The organism is Amycolatopsis anabasis (genome assembly GCF_009765355.1).
GTDB lineage: Bacteria > Actinomycetota > Actinomycetes > Mycobacteriales > Pseudonocardiaceae > Amycolatopsis > Amycolatopsis anabasis.
Genome location: NZ_VTHK01000075.1, coordinates 18,396 through 37,083, shown reverse-complemented (window position 1 = coordinate 37,083; position 18,688 = coordinate 18,396). Strand labels below are relative to the sequence as shown.

21 protein-coding genes are annotated in these 18,688 nt (G+C 71.5%); 6 read left to right on the top strand and 15 right to left on the bottom strand.

Translation table 11 applies throughout. From position 1 onward, the window contains the following. Positions 1 to 3,081 (top strand): response regulator (locus tag FXO23_RS45590; RefSeq protein ID WP_218952359.1); only part of this gene is annotated, 3,081 nt, incomplete at its 5' end. Between the two features lie 433 nt (positions 3,082 to 3,514). Here FXO23_RS45590 and FXO23_RS45585 read toward each other — a convergent pair. The 11 genes from FXO23_RS45585 to FXO23_RS45535 all read right to left on the bottom strand — a co-directional run bounded on the left by FXO23_RS45585 (position 3,515) and on the right by FXO23_RS45535 (position 8,673). Beyond that, positions 3,515 to 3,922, bottom strand: a complete 408-nt coding sequence (locus FXO23_RS45585) for a response regulator (RefSeq protein WP_246258459.1) — start codon at positions 3,920 to 3,922, stop codon at positions 3,515 to 3,517. Between the two features lie 105 nt (positions 3,923 to 4,027). Continuing rightward, a complete protein-coding gene (gene amaP / locus FXO23_RS45580; RefSeq protein WP_158894390.1) occupies positions 4,028 to 4,630 on the bottom strand; it encodes an alkaline shock response membrane anchor protein AmaP in 603 nt (200 codons plus the stop codon). Further along, positions 4,627 to 5,163 carry a DUF6286 domain-containing protein gene (locus tag FXO23_RS45575; protein ID WP_158894387.1) on the bottom strand — a complete coding sequence of 179 codons (537 nt, stop codon included), beginning with the start codon at positions 5,161 to 5,163 and terminating at the stop codon, positions 4,627 to 4,629. Before FXO23_RS45575 ends, amaP begins: the two co-directional genes overlap by 4 nt. 24 nt (positions 5,164 to 5,187) lie before the next feature. Then, the gene (locus FXO23_RS45570; RefSeq protein ID WP_158894384.1) at positions 5,188 to 5,562 is read right to left on the bottom strand and encodes an Asp23/Gls24 family envelope stress response protein; all 375 of its coding nucleotides are present in this window, start codon (positions 5,560 to 5,562) and stop codon (positions 5,188 to 5,190) included. Beyond that, entirely contained in the window at positions 5,559 to 5,735 is a 177-nt protein-coding gene (locus FXO23_RS45565; RefSeq protein WP_158894382.1) for a hypothetical protein, read from the bottom strand. The genes FXO23_RS45570 and FXO23_RS45565 overlap by 4 nt, the downstream gene beginning before the upstream one ends. A 15-nt stretch (positions 5,736 to 5,750) precedes the next feature. Continuing rightward, on the bottom strand, positions 5,751 to 6,005 hold the full coding sequence (locus tag FXO23_RS45560) for a hypothetical protein (RefSeq protein WP_158894379.1): 255 nt from the start codon (positions 6,003 to 6,005) through the stop codon (positions 5,751 to 5,753). Continuing rightward, positions 6,002 to 6,334 (bottom strand): hypothetical protein, encoded by a 333-nt coding sequence (locus FXO23_RS45555; protein WP_158894393.1) that lies wholly within the window; start codon positions 6,332 to 6,334, stop codon positions 6,002 to 6,004. Before FXO23_RS45555 ends, FXO23_RS45560 begins: the two co-directional genes overlap by 4 nt. A gap of 12 nt (positions 6,335 to 6,346) precedes the next feature. Beyond that, positions 6,347 to 6,808, bottom strand: a complete 462-nt coding sequence (locus tag FXO23_RS45550; RefSeq protein ID WP_158894377.1) for an Asp23/Gls24 family envelope stress response protein — start codon at positions 6,806 to 6,808, stop codon at positions 6,347 to 6,349. Between the two features lie 97 nt (positions 6,809 to 6,905). After that, entirely contained in the window at positions 6,906 to 7,343 is a 438-nt protein-coding gene (locus FXO23_RS45545) for a hypothetical protein (protein WP_158894374.1), read from the bottom strand. Then, positions 7,340 to 7,921 carry an RNA polymerase sigma factor gene (locus tag FXO23_RS45540; RefSeq protein WP_158894371.1) on the bottom strand — a complete coding sequence of 194 codons (582 nt, stop codon included), beginning with the start codon at positions 7,919 to 7,921 and terminating at the stop codon, positions 7,340 to 7,342. Before FXO23_RS45540 ends, FXO23_RS45545 begins: the two co-directional genes overlap by 4 nt. Then, positions 7,918 to 8,673, bottom strand: coding sequence for a pyrimidine reductase family protein (locus FXO23_RS45535; RefSeq protein WP_158894368.1), 756 nt, complete (start codon positions 8,671 to 8,673; stop codon positions 7,918 to 7,920). Before FXO23_RS45535 ends, FXO23_RS45540 begins: the two co-directional genes overlap by 4 nt. Before the next feature lie 87 nt (positions 8,674 to 8,760). On the opposite strand from FXO23_RS45535, the gene zapE reads away from it, so the two are divergent. Continuing rightward, on the top strand, positions 8,761 to 9,798 hold the full coding sequence (zapE, locus tag FXO23_RS45530; protein ID WP_158894365.1) for a cell division protein ZapE: 1,038 nt from the start codon (positions 8,761 to 8,763) through the stop codon (positions 9,796 to 9,798). Here zapE and FXO23_RS45525 read toward each other — a convergent pair. Further along, positions 9,761 to 10,384, bottom strand: a complete 624-nt coding sequence (locus tag FXO23_RS45525; protein ID WP_158894362.1) for a phosphatase PAP2 family protein — start codon at positions 10,382 to 10,384, stop codon at positions 9,761 to 9,763. The genes zapE and FXO23_RS45525 overlap by 38 nt on opposite strands. 86 nt (positions 10,385 to 10,470) lie before the next feature. Here FXO23_RS45525 and FXO23_RS45520 point away from each other — a divergent pair, with 86 nt between their 5' ends. Together FXO23_RS45520 and FXO23_RS45515 are read left to right on the top strand one after the other, a co-directional pair. Beyond that, entirely contained in the window at positions 10,471 to 12,102 is a 1,632-nt protein-coding gene (locus FXO23_RS45520) for an ABC-F family ATP-binding cassette domain-containing protein (RefSeq protein WP_218952360.1), read from the top strand. A 14-nt stretch (positions 12,103 to 12,116) separates the two neighbouring features. Continuing rightward, complete coding sequence (locus FXO23_RS45515) at positions 12,117 to 13,019, top strand: NAD(P)/FAD-dependent oxidoreductase (protein ID WP_158894357.1); 903 nt, start codon at positions 12,117 to 12,119, stop codon at positions 13,017 to 13,019. Here the strand turns inward: FXO23_RS45515 and FXO23_RS45510 are convergent. Together FXO23_RS45510 and FXO23_RS45505 are read right to left on the bottom strand one after the other, a co-directional pair. Next, on the bottom strand, positions 13,008 to 13,904 hold the full coding sequence (locus FXO23_RS45510; protein ID WP_158894354.1) for an alpha/beta fold hydrolase: 897 nt from the start codon (positions 13,902 to 13,904) through the stop codon (positions 13,008 to 13,010). The genes FXO23_RS45515 and FXO23_RS45510 overlap by 12 nt on opposite strands. A gap of 254 nt (positions 13,905 to 14,158) precedes the next feature. Beyond that, complete coding sequence (locus tag FXO23_RS45505) at positions 14,159 to 15,547, bottom strand: DUF2252 domain-containing protein (RefSeq protein WP_158894351.1); 1,389 nt, start codon at positions 15,545 to 15,547, stop codon at positions 14,159 to 14,161. Between the two features lie 105 nt (positions 15,548 to 15,652). Between FXO23_RS45505 and FXO23_RS45500 the strand changes: the two genes are divergently transcribed. Beyond that, positions 15,653 to 16,432, top strand: coding sequence for a maleate cis-trans isomerase family protein (locus FXO23_RS45500; protein ID WP_158894348.1), 780 nt, complete (start codon positions 15,653 to 15,655; stop codon positions 16,430 to 16,432). 4 nt (positions 16,433 to 16,436) lie between these two features. Here FXO23_RS45500 and rocD read toward each other — a convergent pair whose 3' ends face one another. Next, positions 16,437 to 17,660, bottom strand: coding sequence for an ornithine--oxo-acid transaminase (rocD, locus tag FXO23_RS45495; RefSeq protein ID WP_158894345.1), 1,224 nt, complete (start codon positions 17,658 to 17,660; stop codon positions 16,437 to 16,439). 163 nt (positions 17,661 to 17,823) lie between these two features. Between rocD and FXO23_RS45490 the strand changes: the two genes are divergently transcribed. Further along, positions 17,824 to 18,672, top strand: a complete 849-nt coding sequence (locus FXO23_RS45490; protein ID WP_158894342.1) for a PPK2 family polyphosphate kinase — start codon at positions 17,824 to 17,826, stop codon at positions 18,670 to 18,672. Positions 18,673 to 18,688: the final 16 nt, after the last annotated feature.

Sequence of the window (18,688 nt, the reverse complement as noted above, 5' to 3'; positions counted from 1 at the left end):
ACGTGGAAGGGTTTGACCGAGTCGGTGAACGTGATGGCCGACAACCTCACCGATCAGGTCCGGTCGATCGCCCAGGTGGCCACCGCCGTCGCGCGCGGTGACCTGTCCCAGAAGATCACCGTCGAGGCCAAGGGCGAGGTCGCCGCGCTGGCGCAGACGATCAACACGATGGTCGACACGCTGTCCGCCTTCGCCGACGAGGTGACCCGGGTGGCGCGCGAGGTAGGCACCGAGGGGATCCTCGGCGGCCAGGCGCGGGTGCCGAACGTGGCGGGCACCTGGAAGGACCTGACCGACAACGTCAACTCGATGGCGAACAACCTCACCGGCCAGGTGCGCAACATCGCCCAGGTGACCACCGCGGTCGCGCAGGGCGATCTGTCCAAGAAGATCGACGTGGACGCCCGCGGCGAGATCCTCGAACTCAAGACGACCATCAACACCATGGTCGACCAGCTCTCCGCGTTCGCCGCGGAGGTGACCCGGGTGGCGCGCGAGGTCGGCAAGGAAGGGCGCCTCGGCGGGCAGGCGGAGGTCGAAGGCGTCTCCGGCACCTGGAAGCGGCTGACCGAGAACGTCGACGAACTGGCCGGGAACCTCACCCGCCAGGTGCGGGCGATCGCCGAGGTGACCAGCGCGGTCGCGACCGGCGACCTCACGCGGTCGATCTCGGTCGAGGCCAAGGGCGAGGTCGCCGAGCTCAAGGACAACATCAACGCGATGGTGCAGTCCCTGCGCGAGACCACCCGCGCCAACGAGGAACAGGACTGGCTCAAGACCAACCTCGCCCGGGTTTCCGGGCTGATGCAGGGACATCGTGATCTGCGCGTGGTCGCGAGCCTGATCATGAACGAGCTGACCCCGCTGGTCGGCGCGCAGCACGGCACGTTCTTCCTCACCGAACCCGATCCCGGCGACTCGCGGCTGCGCCTGATCGCCAGTTACGGCTACCAGGAGAACAACGGCGTGCCGAACGTGTTCGCCCTCGGCGAATCGCTGATCGGCCAGGTCGCGCAGACCCGCAAACCGCTGCTGGTGGACCGGACCCCGCCGGACTACATCAGGATCTCCTCCAGCCTGGGCGCCGCCGCGCCGGTGAACCTGATCGTGCTGCCGATCGTGTTCGAGGACCAGGTGCTCGGGGTCATCGAACTGGCCTCGTTCACCCGGTTCACCCAGGTGCAGCGGGATTTCCTGGAACAGCTCATGGAGACGATCGGTGTCAACGTCAACACGATCATCGCCAACGCCCGGACCGACGCGCTGCTGGAGGAATCGCAGCGCCTCGCCCAGGAACTGCAAGCGCGGTCCGAGGAACTGCAGGCGCAGCAGGCGAAACTCCAGCGCTCCAACGCCGAGCTCGAGGAGAAGGCCGAACTGCTGGCCCAGCAGAACCGGGACATCGAGGTGAAGAACGTCGAGATCGAGCAGGCGCGGCAGGAGATCGAGGAACGCGCCCAGCAGCTCGCGCTCGCGTCGAAGTACAAATCCGAATTCCTCGCGAACATGTCGCACGAACTGCGCACCCCGCTCACCAGCCTGCTCATCCTGGCCGGGGTGCTCGCGCAGAACACGACGCAGAACCTCACCCCGAAGCAGGTCGAGTTCGCCAAGGTGATCCAGTCCGCCGGAACCGATCTGCTGCAACTGATCAACGACATCCTGGACCTGTCGAAGGTCGAGGCCGGGAAGATGGAGATCCACCGGGAACCCTTCCCGCTGCGGCAGTTGCTGGACTACGTGCGGACCACGTTCCAGCCGCTGACCGCGGAGAAGGGGCTCGAATTCGGGGTGACCGTCGCCCCGGAGGTGCCCGAGCAGGTGTTCACCGACGAGCAGCGGCTCCGCCAGGTCCTGCGCAACCTGCTGTCCAACGCCGTGAAGTTCACCGAACGCGGCCGGGTGGAACTCCGGGTGGATCTGGTCGACAGCAACGTTTCCTCGACCGCGGCGCACGAACCGCTCATCGCGTTCTCGGTGGCGGACACCGGAATCGGGATCGCCGAGGAGAACCTGGAATCGATCTTCGGCGCGTTCCAGCAGGCGGACGGGACCACCAGCCGCAAGTACGGCGGCACCGGGCTCGGACTGTCGATCTGCCGTGAAGTCGCCTACCTGCTCGGCGGCGAGATCCGCGCGGAAAGCCGGCTCGGGCAGGGCAGCACGTTCACGCTCTACCTCCCGGCGACCCAGTTCGCCACGACGTTCGGCGGCGCGCAGCGGCCACCGCGTCCGGAGGCCGACGGGGAATGCCGGGTCCTGGTGGTCGAGGACCAGGGCAACGGGCTGCTGACCCCGCTGGTGCGCGGGCTGGCCGAGGATCTGGCGGATACGCACGGTCCGGTGTCCGTCGAGGCCGTCGCCAGTCCGGACCAGGCGGTCGAGGCGTTGTCGGCGCGGTCGTACCGGTGCGCGGTGCTCGATCTGAGCCTGCCGGGGGCGAACGCGCTGACCTTCCTCAAGCGGATCGCGAGCCATACCGATCCGGTGACCGTGCCGGTGCTGGCGCACGCGACCCGCAAGCTCAGCGCGGCGCAGGACCGGCTGCTGCAGGCGCACGCCCGCGCCCACCCGGTGGATCTGGTGCCCTCGCTGGACGAGCTGCGGGAACGGATCCTGCTGCAGCTCTCCGCCCGCGAACTCGACGAGATCCTGCCGCGGCGGGTCCCGTCCGAACCCGAGCCGGAGGTCGCGGTGTCGCCCCGGCTGGCCGGGCGCAAGGTCCTGCTCGTCGACGACGACCCGCGGAACGTGTTCGCCATCTCGGGAATGCTGGAACTGCAAGGGCTTTCCGTGGTGCACGCGCCGAACGGCCGCAAGGGCATCGAACTGCTGATGGCCAACGAGGACGTCGAACTCATCCTGATGGACGTGATGATGCCGGAGATGGACGGCTACGCCACCACGGCGGCGATTCGCGAGATGCCGCGGTTCGCGGACCTGCCGATCATCACGGTCACCGCCAAGGCGATGGAGGGCGACCGGGAGAAGAGCCTGGCATCCGGGGCGAGCGACTACGTGACGAAACCGGTGAACGCCGACGAACTGCTCGCCTGCGTCGGCCGCTGGCTCGCCGACTAGCCTCCCGCCGAGAGTCCCCCGATGAGGTTTTCTCGGTAGGGCTTCTCGGGTGGTGCTCGGCGTGCTCGATGCGGTGTGGGGAACCTTGCCTTCCCGCGTGCGCCGAAGGCCGCAGTGATGCTCGCCTTCTCCCGGAACGGGGAACTCGGGCTACCGAAACGGGGAACACACCCGACCGGAACGGGGAACTCGCGGCAGCGGACCCCTCCACCTGCCGCGAGTCCCCCGTTTCGGACGTGCGAGTTCCCCGTTTCGGCACACCGAGTTCCCCATCTCGGTAGGCGAGCCCGGCATCCGGGCACCCCACGAGCACGGCACCACACCACACTGAGAAAGCCCCAACGTGGCTTTCGGGGCCTGGATGTACCCAATGCGGCATTGGGGACGTTCAACGCCCCGAAAGCCACATTGGGGGATTCCCGGTGCGGGGTCGCTAGGCGTGGTGGTTCCGGTCGGCGGGTGCGCCGACCCGGCGGATCGCGGCGATGATCTCGGCGTTCGGCGTGCCTTTCACCAGATACTCGGCGACTCCGGCGGAAGTCATCTCCGCGATCGACCGGGCGTCGCCGTGTGCGGAGAAAGCCATGAGCGCGGGCGCCGGGGCGCAGCGGCGCAGTTCCCGGGCCACCCGTGCCCCGCCCCCGCCGGGCAGCCGGACGTCCAGCACCACGACCTCGGGGGAGTGCCGCCCGGCCAGGTTGATCGCCTCGTCCGCGTCGCCCGCCACGGCGACCACGTCGATATCCGGTTGGGTTTCCAGGAGCGCGCGCAGCGCCGCACCGATGACGGGATTGTCGTCCGCGATGAGCACGCGCAGCCGTGCGGGAGAAACGGCCTCCACTGCTGCCTCCCACCTGATCAGGAAGACTGTGGTGCGAACCCAATCTAGCCGTTTCGCGCCGCGCACGCAGTCGACGACCGGGTGTTCGCCCGCCCGGTTTCCGGGTCAGCGCACCCGGCGCCGATCGCTCGCGTCGAGTTCCAGCCGGACGGCGGTCGGCAGCTTCTCGACGCCGAGCGATTCCCGCGCCCGGGCCAGGACCTGGCCGTCGAGTTCCTGCCACACCGTGCGCACGTCCGTGCCCTCGCGCAGCCACAGGGTCAGCCGCAGCGCCGGATCGTCGGTGTCGCCCACGGCCCGGACCTGCGCGCGGCTCACCCCGTCCACGGCCTCCGCGTCGGCCCGCACGGCGTTCGCGATCGCGTTCGCGGTGACGGTCAGTTCGCTGCCCTCGGTGCGATCCAGTTCGAGATCGGGACGTCCCTCCGGCCGCAGCGACCGGAAGAACCACCACAGCCCGAACACGAGGAGCAGCACCCCGGCCACGATCGCCGCGCTCTTCGCGAGCACCGGGGCGCGGCCGAGCCAGTCGACCGCGATCGGATCCACCAGCGGGCGCCGCGCCCGGAACTCGCCGAACACCCCGTAGCCGACCAGCAGGACGACCGCCCCGCCGGCCAGCGCGGCCAGGCCGAGCAGGAAGGTGAGCGTGCGCTCCGCGCCGTAGGAGCGGGCGAGCGCCTTGGCGGCGGTGGATTTCCGGGTCATCGGCGGTCCTTCGGGGAATCGACGACCACGGACACCTTCGGCTGCCGCAGCAGCGGGACGCGGCCGAGCAGTTCGGAGACGGTCTCGAGCAGCCGCGGCCGCAGTTCGCCCTCGGTCTCCAGGCGGCTGGTCGCGCGCACCCGGACCTTCTTCGCACTGGCCGTCACCGAAGCCCCGGTCACGTTCTGCTCGGCCCGGACCCGGTGCCCGACCAGGCGGGCCAGGGCCCGCGGCGAGGTCGTCACGCTGACCTCGTCGGCCGGATCGGTGAGGCGCACCGACCGGCGCCGCGCGGCCGTCGACATCAGCACCAGGAGCAGACCGGCCGCGGCCAGCACGCCCCCGGTGAGCCGGACGGCGTAGGCATCCCAGCCGAGCTGGGCGAGGTGGTCCCGCCAGGCCGGCCAGGGCACGATCAGCGGCGCGTCGCCCGGCCGCCACCAGTGCCAGCCGACCTCGACGGCGAGCAGCACCCCGGCCACCGCGAGGCCCAGGCCGAGCAGTGTCGAAAGGAGACGGACGAATACCCGCACGGATTCACTCCCTGATCTTCCCGGTCAGCGCACCCGCGGCCGCGTTTCCGGCAGCAGCGCGGAAACGGTGACCCGGAGCGAGCGGACGTGGTAGGAGGTGATGCGCTCGACCTCGCCGGTCACCCGGTCCCGGACCGCGCCGACCACGGTCCGCACCGGGCCGGGATAGCGCAGCGCGAGATCCAGCGCGAGGTCGACGTCGTTGTCCTGGCCGGAAACCTTGGCGTTCGCGCCCTGGCCGCCGAGGTCCAGCCCGGCGATCCGGCGTTCCGCCCGGACCGTGCCGGGCACCTCGTCGGCGGCCCGCTGGGCGACCTTGCGCACCACCAGGTGGTCGATCTTCAGCGTGCCCCGGTCCTCGATCGGCGGCAGCGGACCGGTGGCCTGGGCAGGCGTCACCGGTCGCGACCCCGGCCGAACAGGTCGCCGAGATCGAGTTCACCGTCCAGCACCCGGCCCACGACCAGGCCGATGACCCCGACGGCCAGGGTGATCAGGAAGGCGGTGAACCCCTGGGTGGCCGCGAGGCCGAGGATGAGCCCGGCGATGATGCCGGTCTGCGTTGCGTTCATTGCGTCTCCTTGGTTTCAGTGCACGCGCGGCGGTCGCCGTTTCCGCTGCCGCCATCGCCTGATCCGGCCGGTGAGTCCCTTCGCGTGGCGCACGAAGGTGATCGGTGCGTCGAACCTGTCCTCGTGCCCGGTCGAGGGCGCGATTTCGCCGCGGTGGCGCGCGAGCCCGGCGATGAACTCGTCCGGATCGCCGCCGACGTCCGGGTGGTTCGCCCGGACGAAGGCGCGGAAGGCCGCCCGCGGGTCCCGTCCTTCCCCGGCTTCGCTCACGCCTTCGATCCGCTCCTCGCGGTGTCCGATGTGGACGGACTGTCCGCGGTCACGATATCGGTGACCGTCACGTCCACCGTGACGTCCCCGGCGATCGTGCGGACCAGTCGCCGCAGTTCCTCGCCCTGCTGGGGAATCCTCGCGCCGAGGCGGAGCACCACGGAGATCTCCACCCGGTCGCCCGCCTCGGCCACCCGGACCCCGGACACGCGGCGGCCGGGCAGGTGCGTGGCGATCGTGCCCAGCTTGCCCGCGTCCATCCCGGCCACCGACGGATGCGCGAGCACCGCGTCCGCGATCGCCTCGGCCAGACCGGCTGGATCATCCATTGTGGACACGAACTACTCCACTCGGGACGTTTCCTCGTCGGTGTCCTCTTCGGGGAGGTGGATGTCGTTGACCGCGATGTTCACCTCGATCACCTCGAGCCCGGTGATCTGCTCGACCGTGGTGATCACGTTCCGGCGCACCGCGCGGGCCACGTCCACGATCCGGGCGCCGTATTCGACCACGACGTCGAGGTCCACCGCCGCCTGCTTCTCACCCACCTCGACCGAGACTCCGGAGGTGGTCACCGTGCCCGAGCCGGGGATGCGTTCCTTGATCGCGCCGAACGCGCGGGAAACGCCCCCGCCGAGGGCGTACACCCCGGACACCTCGCGCGCCGCGATCCCGGCGACCTTCTGCACGACCGCCGAGGAGATGGTGGTCTTGCCGGCCGTGCCCTCCTCGTTGAGCACGGGCGTCGCGCCCGGCCGGGTGGCCGGGGTGGCGTCGGATTTGGCCGCACTGGTCTGCGCCATGAAGCCTGCTCCTTTCGAAAGCCGAGGCTGTCTCGCTGTACCTACGATGTCTTGTCCGCCCGCTGTCTTTCGCAAACTCGCTCGAATGGGTGAGTGATCAGGACTGGTGCACGTCCACGATGTGCACGTTGACCGGCGGCGCGCCGGCCCCGATCTGCGCCGCGAGCGCCTCGCCCAGCAGGTGGCGCAGGCTTTCCGCCGCCTCGTCCGCGGCGACCCCGTAGCGCACGGTCGCGAGCACCTCGAGGCCGTTCTGCTCGAGCGCGACCGCGGAGACGTGCACGCCGCCGATCGCGCGGCCCAGTTCCGCACCGAGCCGGCGGGCCAGCAGCACCAGGACGCGTTCGCCGATGCGCAGCCGGTCGCCGTCGAGCGGGAGTTCGAACGGCTCGGCCAGCAGCCGGCCGCGGACGCCCTGGACCGACCTGAGGACCCGGGTGATCAGGCCGTACGGGGTGGGGACCGGCCGCCGCGCCGCGGCGCGCACCAGCTCCCACCGCGGATCGTCTCGCGGATCCGGGCCGTCGGTACTCATCGCAACTCCCTGAGTTTCGCGAGCAAGGCCACCCTGGCGCGGTGCAGCCGCGAACGCAAGGCTGGGACGCTGACCTCGAGCACGTCGGCGACCTCTTCGTAGCTGAGTCCTTCCAGCTCGCGCAGCACGAGCGGAACCCGCTGGGAGACGTCGAGGCTCGCGATGGCCCGCAGCGCGGCGTCGACCTGCTCGGCGCGGACGAGCACGCGCTCGGGGTTCGCGCGGGTGTCGGCGAGCACGCCGGTTTCCAGCAGGGACCGTTCGCCGGAGTCGTCGTCCGGGCCCAGGGCGGCGTCCAGCGAGACGGTCGGCCGGCGTCGCCGCACCTGGGCGAGGGCGGCGTTGGTCACCACGCGGTAGAGCCAGGTGGACACCGCCGACTCGTGCCGGAAGTTCGGCAGCGCCCGCCACGCGGAGATCCAGGCGTCCTGGACGACGTCCTCGGCCTCCGCGGCGGCGCCGGTGATCCGCAGCGCCACCCGGTACATCTTCGGGGTGTGCGCGCGGACGAGCTGGTCGAAGGCGCCCTGGTCGCCCTGGACGGCCTTCGCCAGCAAGGTGTCGTCCTCGACACTCATCGGTCCGGTGCCCGGCGGTAGCGCATCATGGTGAACCCGTCCTCGTGCAGGATCGACGCCAGCTCGAGCCGCCGCGGCGCGCTGGAGAGGCGGCCGAGCGCGATCCGGTCGGGTCCGCCGCCGACGAGGTTCGGCGAGATGGTCAAGCACAGCTGGTCGACCAGGTCTTCGGCGATCAGCTCGCCGAACAGGTGCGGACCGCCTTCGCAGTCGATCCGCCGCAGCCCCAGGTGCGCCAGCTCGGTCAGCGCCACGCGCAGGTCGACCAGTTGCTCACCGGCGATGATCAGCTGGGCGCCCGCCTCGGCCAGCGCGGCCCGGCGCTTCTCCGGGGCGCGTGCGGTGGTGATGATGATCGGCGGGACCCAGGTGTCGGTCAGCAGCGGCGAGGCGGGATCGATGTTCGCGCTGCCGGTGACCACCGCGATCGGCGGGACCCGCGACAGGCCGAGGCGCTCGCGGCGTTCGCGGCGCGCCTTGCCCGGTTTCCAGCCGTTGTAGCCCTCGGTCCGGACCGTGCCCGCGCCGACCAGGATCACGTCGGCGAGGTCGCGGCCGAGCAGGAAGACGCGTTTGTCGGCCGGATGCGACAGCCCCTCCGACTTGTTGTCGATCGTGACCGCGCCGTCGGCCGAGGACACGAAATTCACCTGCACCCAAGGATCGGTCGGGTTTTCCGGGTACGCGTAAAGGCGCTCGAGGTCGGCGTCGGTGATCTCGCCCGCCAGTGGTTCCGGCCACAATCTCTGCACGGCCCCATCCCAGCACGCTGGGCGGCCGTCGTCGAACCCGGCGCGCACCCGGGGGAGTGATGTCCGTCCCCGGTTACAGTTTCGGTCATGTCCGCAGCGCATCTGACCGACCGGCATCCCGAGATCGGCGCCGACGAGCTGATCACCGCATTGGTGCCACCGCCCCGGTTCGACCGCGTCCGGTTCTCGACCTACGTGCCGAATCCGGACGAGCCGAGCCAGGCCGGCGCGGTCACCGCGTGCGCGGCGTTTTCCGGCAGGATCAACGCGGTCGCCGACAGGAAGCCGAAATCCCGGCTGCGCGCGCTGTTCGGCGGCGGGCAGGCGGCCGATCCCGGGCCGATGGGCCTGTACCTCGACGGCGGTTTCGGTGTCGGCAAGACCCACCTGCTCGCGTCCACGTGGCACGAGGCGCCGTCGCCGAAGGCCTACGGGACGTTCGTCGAGCTGACCCATCTCGTCGGGGCGCTGGGCTTCGCCGAGGCGGTGCGGCGGCTGTCCGAGCACCGGCTGCTCGCGATCGACGAGTTCGAACTGGACGATCCCGGCGACACCATGCTGGTGACCCGGTTGCTGCGCGAGCTGACCACGGCCGGGGTCTACGTGGCGGCGACCTCGAACACGCTGCCGGACAAACTGGGCGAGGGCCGGTTCGCCGCCGAGGACTTCCTGCGCGAGATCCAGTCGCTTTCGCAGCGGTTCACCGTGGTGCGGGTGGACGGCCCGGACTACCGGCACCGCGGCCTGCCCGACGCGCCGCCCCCGGTGACCGAGGCCGGACTGGACGCCTCGGTCGCCGCGCACCCCGGGTCCACAGTGGATGATTTCGACGCGCTGTGCGAGCACCTGGCCCGGCTGCACCCGTCCCGCTACGGCCGCCTGGTCGACGGCATCGAGGTGGTCCACCTGCGCGGCGTGCGGTCCGCGCCGGACCAGAACGTGGCGCTGCGCCTGGTCGCCTTCGCCGACCGCCTCTACGACCGCGCGATCCCGGTCGTGGTCTCCGGCCAGTCGCTGTCCACCCTGTTCACCGAGGAGATGCTGCTCGGCGGCTACCGCAAGAAGTACCTGCGCGCCGTCAGCCGCCTCACCGCGCTTGCTCGCGACGCGGTGACCGTGTCCTGAGGACGATCGCCAGGGCGAGGACCGCGGCGACGGCGAAGAGGACGCCGCCGATGACATCGGTCGCGTAGTGGTAGCCGAGGCCGATCATGCCGGTGCCCGCGGCGAGGACGAGCAGCGTGCCGAACGCGGGGACGACGGCCTTCGCCAGGCCCGGGCGGGCCAGCAGGGTCAGCACGGTCAGGACCGACACCAGGCTCACCGTGTGCCCGCTCGGGTAGGCCAGGTGCCCGTCGTTGTAGCGCTCGAACAGCGGTTTCAGCAGCCAGGTGTTCGCCGCGACGGCCAGGGCCGGGCCGCCGACCGCGAGCGCGGCGGCGGTCCAGTCCCGGTGCAGCGCGCTGACCAGCGCGATCAGCGCGATGACCGGGAGCAGCACGTACGGCTGCGTGGGCAGGACCAGGAACTGGAGCAGATCGGGCTGCCCGCCGAGCACCTCGTGGACGCCGCGGGCCACGGACGCGTCGAAGGCGCCGGGGCCGCGGTCGCCGGCGTGGTAGGCGCCGAGCGAGGCCATCGCCCCCGCGGCGATTCCCGCGACGATCGCCGAGCGCTGCCCCAGGACGGCGCGCGTGCGCAGTTCGACCACGGACCCCTCCTCGATGTTCGCGTCTCCCGCGTCGAGGCTACGTGACCGCGGAATTCGTTCGCGGGAATCACCGGCAGTGGGCCACCATGCCGGGCGTGGGGTTTCTGGAAGCGAACGCACTGGCATACCGGCTCAGCGACGGGCGGCGGCTCTTCCACGACGTTTCGTTCCGGGTGAGCGCGGACCAGGTGGTGGCGCTCGTCGGCGACAACGGCGCGGGGAAGACCACCCTGATGCGGATCCTCGGCGGCGAGCTGAAGCCGGAGGACGGCGCGTCGCACACCCAGGGCGGGGTCGCGGTGATGCCGCAGTTCATCGGGTCGGTGCGGGACGGCCGCACGGTCCGGGACCTGCTGCTCGAGGTCGCGCCCGCCGCGTTGCGCGCCGCCGCGGCCGAACTCGACGAGGTCGAACTGGCGCTGATGGACACCGACGATGAGGCGACCCAGCTGCGCTACGCCAGCGCGCTGGCGAACTGGGGCGAGGCCGGGGGCTACGCGGCCGAGGTGCTGTGGGACACCGTGACCGTCGCCGCGCTCGGCGTGCCGTACGACCGCGCCCGGTACCGCGACGTCGGCTCGCTGTCCGGCGGTGAGCAGAAACGGCTGGTGCTCGAGGCCCTGCTGCGCGGCCCCGAGCAGGTGCTGCTGCTCGACGAGCCGGACAACTACCTCGACGTGCCCGGCAAGCGCTGGCTGGAGGAGCGGCTCGCCGAGACGGACAAGGCCGTCCTGCTGATCAGCCACGACCGGGAACTGCTCGCCGCGGCCGCGACCCACATCGTCACCCTCGAGGGCGGCACCGCGTGGGTGCACGGCGGCGGGTTCGGCACCTGGCACGAGGCCCGCGTCGCCCGGATGGATCGCATGGCCGAGTTGCGGCGGCGCTGGGACGAGAAGCACCAGCAGCTGATCGAGCTGGTGCGTTCGCTGCAGCGCGCCGCCATGATGAGCGACGACATGGCCTCCCGGTACCGGGCCGCGCAGACCCGGCTGCGGAAGTTCGAGGAGGCCGGTGCTCCGCCGCTGCCGCCGAAGGAGCAGAAGGTCAAACCCCGGCTGCGCGGCGGCCGGACCGGCGTGCGGGCGATCACCTGCGCCGCGCTCGAGCTGAGCGGGCTGATGGCGCCGTTCGACCTCGAGGTGTTCTTCGGCGACCGGGTGTGCGTGCTGGGCTCGAACGGCTCCGGGAAGAGCCACTTCCTCCGCCTGCTCGGCGGCGACGAAAGCGTCCGGCACACCGGCGAGTGCCGCCTGGGCGCCCGGGTCGTGCCGGGGTTGTTCGCGCAGACGCACCGGCATCCCGAGCTGCTCGGCCGCACGTTGCTGGAGGTGCTCGGCCGGGGCGACGACGGGCGGGCCGGGATGGAGCGGGGAGCGGCCACCGCCGCGCTGGCGCGGTACGGCCTGGCGCCCGCGGCGGAGCGGAGTTTCGACACGCTGTCCGGCGGGCAGCAGGCCCGGTTCCAGGTGCTGCTGCTGGAACTTTCCGGCGCCACGCTGTTGCTGCTGGACGAGCCGACCGACAACCTGGACCTGGTCTCCGCCGAGGCGTTGCAGCAGGCGCTGGACGAGTTCACCGGTACGGTGGTCGCGGTGACCCACGATCGCTGGTTCGCGCGGTCGTTCGAGCGGTACCTGCTGTTCGATTCGGACGGCCGGGTGTCCGAAGTGGACGAACCGGTCTGGGACCAGCGACGGGTCGAACGGGTGCGCTAGGAAGCGGAGGATCGATGCGGGTCGCGGTGGTCGGGGGCGGAATCATCGGGCTCAGCAGCGCGTTGCGGTTGGCGCAAATAGGCCGGGACGTCACCGTGCTCACCGCCTCCCCGCCGGAGGGGACCACGTCGATGGTCGCGGGCGGGCTGATCTACCCGCGCCATGCGGAGCCCGCCGATCGGTGCGCGCGCTGGACCGAGGTGAGCTTCGCCGAGTTCCAGCGGCTCGCCGCGGTGCCCGGGACCGGGGTCCGGCTGCTGCCCGGCCGGTTGCTGCGCCGCACCGAGCGGCCGCTGCCGGTGTGGGCGGACGCGGTGGGCGGGATCATCCGGCGCATCGACGTCGACGATCCCTGGGCCGACTCCCTGGACTTCAGCCCGCCGCTGGTGGACACCGAGCGGTACCTCACCTGGCTGGCGGCGGAGGTCGCCGCGGCGGGCGTGCGCACGGAGTACCGCGAGGTCCCTTCGCTCGACGGGATCCGGGCCGATCTGGTGGTGAACGCCGCCGGGCTCGACGGCGGCCGCCTCGCCGGGGACGATTCGGTGACCCCGGCGCGGGGGCAGGTCGTGCACGTCGCCGATCCCGGGCTCACCGAATGGGTGGTCGACGAGGACGACTTCAGTTACGTGCTGCCGCACGGGGACTACGTGGTCTGCGGCGGAACCGAGGAGCTGGGCAGCGGCGACCTGGCGCCGGATCCCGCGACGACCGGGGACATCCTGCGCCGCTGTGCGAAACTGGTGCCCGAACTCGCCGGGGCCGAGCCGCTGCGCGTCCGCGTCGGCCTCCGCCCGCACCGCCCGGAAATCCGCCTGGAACGGGTGGGCGACGTGATCCACTGCTACGGGCACGGCGGCACCGGCGTCACCCTGTCCTGGGGCTGCGCCGCCGAAGTCACTTCGCTAGCCGTCTGAGCCGGGCGTACCGGCGCGGGCGATGGTGGCCATGAGTTCGTGCTGGACCACCATGCCCACGCTGTGGCCCGCGCCTTCGACGATCCGCGCGCGGCAGCCGGGGAGTGCGGCGACGAGCCGGTGGGCGTGCGCCACGGGGGCGTTGCGGTCTTCGGCGCCGTGCCAGACCTCGACCGGGCAGGTGCACCCGGACAGCGGGAAACCCCAGGGCCGCACCAGCATCCGCAACTCCTGCGCCGCCGCCCGGCCACCGTCCCGGAGCGCCTCGCCGGTCGCGGCGAGCAGCAGCGCGGGATCGATGTCTTCCAGAGCTCGCCGTTCCGCTTCGGGGGCGTCGCCCATCGCGGCCTGCTGCCACTTCGCCGCGTTCTCCGGCTTCGCCACCATCCGGCCGAACATCGCCAGCTGCGGCCGGAGCAACCACGGCGCGCGTTCGGCCAGCGCGAACAGCCTGCGGTTGACCGGCCGCATCCCCTCGCGGGCCTGTTTTCCTTGCCCCGGCGCCATTCCGGACAGGATCACGGCGACCGTCAGCCGGTCGCCGAGCGCCCGCGCCAGCGCGAGCGCGTGCGGCCCGCCGCCGGATTCCCCGACCGTCGCGAAGCGGTCGAGCCCGAGCCGGTCGGCGAACTCGCGGATGTCTTCGGCGTACCGCGGCAACGAGCGCCGCGGGTCGAAGTCCGACCGCCCGGTGCCCGGTTTGTCGATCGAGATCCACCGCACCCCGGCTTTCCGGGCGGCCTCGCCGTACGGCTGCCCGGCCAGACCCGAGGCGGGCCAGCCCGGCGTGTACACGCACGGAATCCCGTCCGGATCACCGAATTCGTGGTACGCGAGCCGCCGCCCGTCGGGCAGGAGCACGGACCGGTCGGAAACGTTCGTCATGCCCCGATCATGCGCGAACCCCGGGAAGCCGGAAACCGATTGCGCCCACAGCGAACTCCGCCCGCGCGAATCCTCCGGTGTCCCGAGTGCGTCCCGCTGGCGCGAGTTCCCCATTCCGGTAGGCGAGTTCCATGCCCAACCACCCGCGGATCAGACAGTGCCAGGAAACCTCGGTGTGTAACTCGCGTGCGCGAACGTTGAACTCGCGTGCGCGAGTGTGCAACTCGCTTGCCTGGGTGTGCGACTCGGGCTGGCTAGTCTTCGGTTTCGGCGGGGACGGCGCCGTTTTTCGCGGCGGCGGCGAGTTCGGCGTGGTCGGCTTCGGCCTGGTCGGCGTAGCGGATCGCGAAGCGGCCGATCGCCTCGTCGAGGGCCTCGTCGCCTTCGAAGTAACCGGCGAGCAGGCGGGGGTGCAGGGATCGGGTGTGCGCACGCGCGAGCAGGGCGCCGGCCAGGCGGCCGTAGTCGTCGAGGTGGTCGCGGCGCAGTTCGGTCGGATCGATGTCGCCCTTGAGGTTCCGGAACTGCCGGACGATGAAGTCCCGGCCGTCGATCCGGGTCCAGCCGAGCAGGATGTCGGATTCGGCCTGTACCAGCCGCGCGCCGTGCACGATCCGTTCCCCCTCGTGGGGCACCGGCGCGAGGTCGAGGTGTTCCGCCAGCGCGGACGGGCGCGCCTCCTTCACCTGCAGCACCAGGTCTTCGTCGGCGTTCCCGTGCAGCAGCACGACATAGCTGCGCAGGCCCACGCTGCCGGTGCCGACCACCCGGAACGCCACGTCCGAAACCCGGTAGCGCGCGATGAGGTTGCGCCGCGACTCCCGCAGAGTGTCCACATAGGACACAAGGCCCGCGATCACCGCGTCGGCCGTGTCGTCCTCGACGTGCCGCAGGATCGGCGGGTCCTCGACGAAGCGGTGCCGCCGGAGCCCGGTGGTGTGGTCGTCGATGCGCCGCGTCCACTTCGCGGACACCTTGGCACTGGTGTTCTTGCGCGCCTTCTCCGCCGCCTCCTCGAATTCGTCGATCAGGTCGTGCGCCTTGACCTTGCTCAGCACCGACGCGTCCGGCAACGCGTTCCACGACCTCAGGAACGGCAGTTCCGCGAGTTCGCGGATCGTGCGGCGGTAGGACTTCACCGCGTCCTCGGCGGCCTCGCGGCAGCCGGATTCGGACACCCCGCCTTCGCGACCGGCCAGCACCAGGCTCGCCGACAGCCGTTTGAGGTCCCATTCCCACGGCCCGGGCACGGTTTCGTCGAAATCGTTGATGTCCATCACGATCTGGCCCTCGGGCGTGCCGTACAGCCCGAAGTTCGCCGCGTGCGCGTCACCGCACAACTGCGCGGAAAGCCCGCTCACCGGGGCCCCGGCCAGATCGGCCGCCATCAGCCCCGCCGCGCCCCGGAAGAACGCGAACGGCGACGAGATCATCCGCCCGGTGCGCAGCGGCACGAGTTCGGGCAGCCGCCCGGAGTTGCTCGCCTCGACGAACTCCAGCACCCCCGGCCGCCGCGGCCCGGCGGCCTCGTGGTCGTGCGCGGCCGGTGGCACCTCGTCCCGCAGTGACCGTCCGTGCGCGGACAGTTCCTCCGGATCCGCGATTTCCGTGCCGACCAGCGACCTTTCCGTCCAGCTCCCCATGATGCGACTCCCTCCGCCCCCGATGCGTTGCCGGTTCAACGTACGAGAGGCCGCGGAAGTTCGCCTTCCGTGCGAGCTCGCCCGGTCTGCGGCAGGGTGACGGGTATGGGGATCGACGATGTCGCATGTGGAGAGACCCGGATCGGCGTGCTGTACCCGACCCGGGGCGCCGGTGAGGACGACTACCTGGCCCTCGCGGAACGCCTGACCCCGGGCCCGGCGGCGGTCGCGGCGGAGTACGTCACCTGGGGAGCCGGGGTGCACCGGCTGGCGGACCTGGATCCGCTGGCCAAGCTGCGGGCGCTGCGCGAGGTGGGCGAGGAGCCGCGGCTGCTCGCGGCCGCCGAGCGGTTGCGCGGTTTCGCGCCGGACGTGGTCACCTGGACGTGTTCGTCGTGCAGCTTCCTGAGGGGACGCGCGGGCGCGCGGCGGCAGGCCGACGCCCTGGCCGAGCGGCTCGGCGTACCGGCGAGCAGCACCTCGCTGGCGTTCCTCGCCGCCGCGGCGGCGCTGGGGGTCACCCGGGTGGCGCTGGGCTCGGTCTACAGCGGCCTGGTCACCGCGGTGTTCGTCGAGTTCCTGGCCACGGCCGGGATCGAGACCGTGCACCGGATCGAGCTCGACGCGGGTTCGGACCGCGAGGTGGCCGCGTGGGGCCCGGAGAAACTGCTGGAGATCGTCCGGGCCGCCGACCACCCCCGGGCCGAGGCGCTCCTGATCCCGGAAACCGCGCTGCACACCGCGGACTGCCTGCCGGAGCTGGAACTCGCGGCGGGCAAACCCGTGCTGACCGCCACCCACGTGACCCTGTGGGACGCGTTGCGGCACGCCGGGAACCGGCGACCGCGGCCACACCTCGGTGCACTGTTCACAGTGGACGGATGACGCGTTACCCGCGGACGACCGCGGCGATCGCGTCGATGCCGCGGTCGAGATCGGACTGGCTGATCACCAGCGGCGGCGCGATGCGCAGCGTGTGGTCGTGCGTTTCCTTGCACAGCACGCCGTAGGCCATCAGGGCTTCGGACGCCTCGCGCCCGCTCGGCCCGCCGGGGGCGATGTCCACCCCCGCCCACAGGCCGCGCCCGCGGACCTCGGCGACGCCGTGGCCCACCAGTTCGGCGAGGCGCGTGTGCAGATGCGCCCCCAGCGACGCGGACCGCTGCTGGAACTCGCCGGTCGCCAGCAGCCGGATGACCGCGCGCCCGACCGCGCAGGCGAGCGGGTTGCCGCCGAAGGTCGACCCGTGCTCACCGGGCCGCAGCACGCCGAGCACCTCGCGCCGCCCGACGACCGCGGACACCGGCATGATCCCGCCGCCCAGCGCCTTGCCCAGCGTGTACAGATCGGCCCGGACCCGCTCGTGCTCGAGCGCGAACAGCGTGCCGGTGCGGGCCAGCCCGGACTGGATCTCGTCGGCGATCAGCAGCGCGCCCGCCTCGTCGCACAGCCGCCGGGCCTCGGCGAGGTACCCGTCCGGCGGGACGACCACGCCCGCCTCGCCCTGGATCGGCTCCAGCAGGACCGCGGCCGTGCGCTCGGTGATCGCGGCGGCCAGCGCCTCGGCGTCGCCGTACTCGACCGTCACGAAACCCGGGGTGAACGGCCCGAAATCGGCGCGCGCGGTCTCGTCGGTGGAGAACGACACGATCGTGGTGGTCCGGCCGTGGAAGTTCGAACCGGCGACGACGATCTCGGCCGTGCCGTCCGGGATGCCCTGCACCCGGTAGGCCCATTTGCGGGCCACCTTCAGCGCCGACTCGACGGCCTCCGCGCCGGAGTTCATCGGCAGCACCATGTCGGTGCCGGTCAGCTCCGCGAGCTCCTGGCAGAACCGGCCCAGCTGGTCGTGGTGGAACGCGCGGGAGGTCAGCGTCACCCGGCCGAGCTGCTCGGCCGCGGCGGCGACCAGATCGGGGTGGCGGTGCCCGAAGTTCAGCGCGGAGTACCCGGACAGGAAGTCCAGGTAGCGCTTGCCCTCGACATCGGTGACCCAGGCGCCCTCGGCCTCGGCGATGACCACGGGCAACGGGTGGTAGTTGTGCGTACTCCACTGCTCGTCGAGCGCGATGAGATCGGCGGCGGACGTGGTGGCCTCGGCGAACGTCGTCATGCGTTCAGGTTAAGGGCACACCTACGGGGAGATCAGCCGGAAAACGTTGCTTGCGGGTGGTGTTCGTTGCGCGTTTTGCCGCATTCACCGGGCGAACGTTGCGTGCCACGCGGCATCCGGGCGACAACGGGCGCTACGGTCACGTTCCGGTTACGCTCCGATCATGGGATCCGGTGAACAGGTGCGGGACGTGCTCCGGGCACGCAAGTCCGAAGCGCTGCCCGACCCGTCGGCGACGCCGCTCGGACCGGGCAAGAAGGCCAAGGCCCAGCGCAAGCTGACCGAACTCGGCCGCCGGCTGGACGACCTGCAGGAGGCCCTCTACGCCGAGGGCGCCGGCGGCGGGAACCGCAGCGTGCTGCTCGTCCTGCAGGGCATGGACACCTCCGGCAAGGGCGGCACCGTCCGGCACGTGCTCGGCCTGGTCAACCCGCAGGGCGTGCGGTACGCGGCGTTCAAGAAGCCGACCCCGGCCGAACGCCGGCACCACTTCCTGTGGCGGGTGCGCCGGCAGCTTCCGACGCCCGGGCAGATCGGCGTGTTCGACCGCTCGCACTACGAGGACATCCTGGTGCCGCGCGTGCAGGGCCTGCTGTCCGCGGCCGAACTGCGCGAGCGGTACACCGAGATCAACGCGTTCGAACGCGAACTCGCCGCGTCCGGCACCACGGTGGTCAAGGTCTTCCTGCACATCTCGCCCGAGGAGCAGTTGCGCAGGCTGCGGGCGCGGCTGCGGACCCCGGCCAAGCACTGGAAGTACAACCCGGCCGACCTCGAAGCGCGGGCGCTGTGGGCGGACTACCAGCGCGCCTACCGCGACATCCTGCGCCGGACGTCCACCGCGGCCGCGCCCTGGTACGTGGTGCCCGCGGACCGGAAGTGGTACCGCAACTGGCTCGTCGCGCGGCTGCTCGAGGAGGCGCTGAGCGAACTCGCGCCCCGCGTTCCGGATCCCGGCTTCGACGTCGACGCCGAACTGGCGAAGCTGGACGGTATTGGCGTTCCCGCGTGACCGTCTGAAAGAGTGC

Coding starts and splice junctions, on each gene's coding strand:
- FXO23_RS45540 (WP_158894371.1), bottom strand. CDS start 7,921: ATGAGTGTCGAGGACGACACCTTGCTGGCGAAGGCCGTCCAGGGCGAC.
- FXO23_RS45565 (WP_158894382.1), bottom strand. CDS start 5,735: ATGAACGCAACGCAGACCGGCATCATCGCCGGGCTCATCCTCGGCCTC.
- FXO23_RS45545 (WP_158894374.1), bottom strand. CDS start 7,343: ATGAGTACCGACGGCCCGGATCCGCGAGACGATCCGCGGTGGGAGCTG.
- FXO23_RS45505 (WP_158894351.1), bottom strand. CDS start 15,547: ATGGGGAGCTGGACGGAAAGGTCGCTGGTCGGCACGGAAATCGCGGAT.
- zapE (WP_158894365.1), top strand. CDS start 8,761: ATGTCCGCAGCGCATCTGACCGACCGGCATCCCGAGATCGGCGCCGAC.
- FXO23_RS45555 (WP_158894393.1), bottom strand. CDS start 6,334: ATGGATGATCCAGCCGGTCTGGCCGAGGCGATCGCGGACGCGGTGCTC.
- amaP (WP_158894390.1), bottom strand. CDS start 4,630: ATGACCCGGAAATCCACCGCCGCCAAGGCGCTCGCCCGCTCCTACGGC.
- FXO23_RS45520 (WP_218952360.1), top strand. CDS start 10,471: ATGCCGGGCGTGGGGTTTCTGGAAGCGAACGCACTGGCATACCGGCTC.
- FXO23_RS45515 (WP_158894357.1), top strand. CDS start 12,117: ATGCGGGTCGCGGTGGTCGGGGGCGGAATCATCGGGCTCAGCAGCGCG.
- FXO23_RS45490 (WP_158894342.1), top strand. CDS start 17,824: ATGGGATCCGGTGAACAGGTGCGGGACGTGCTCCGGGCACGCAAGTCC.
- rocD (WP_158894345.1), bottom strand. CDS start 17,660: ATGACGACGTTCGCCGAGGCCACCACGTCCGCCGCCGATCTCATCGCG.
- FXO23_RS45550 (WP_158894377.1), bottom strand. CDS start 6,808: ATGGCGCAGACCAGTGCGGCCAAATCCGACGCCACCCCGGCCACCCGG.
- FXO23_RS45500 (WP_158894348.1), top strand. CDS start 15,653: ATGGGGATCGACGATGTCGCATGTGGAGAGACCCGGATCGGCGTGCTG.
- FXO23_RS45510 (WP_158894354.1), bottom strand. CDS start 13,904: ATGACGAACGTTTCCGACCGGTCCGTGCTCCTGCCCGACGGGCGGCGG.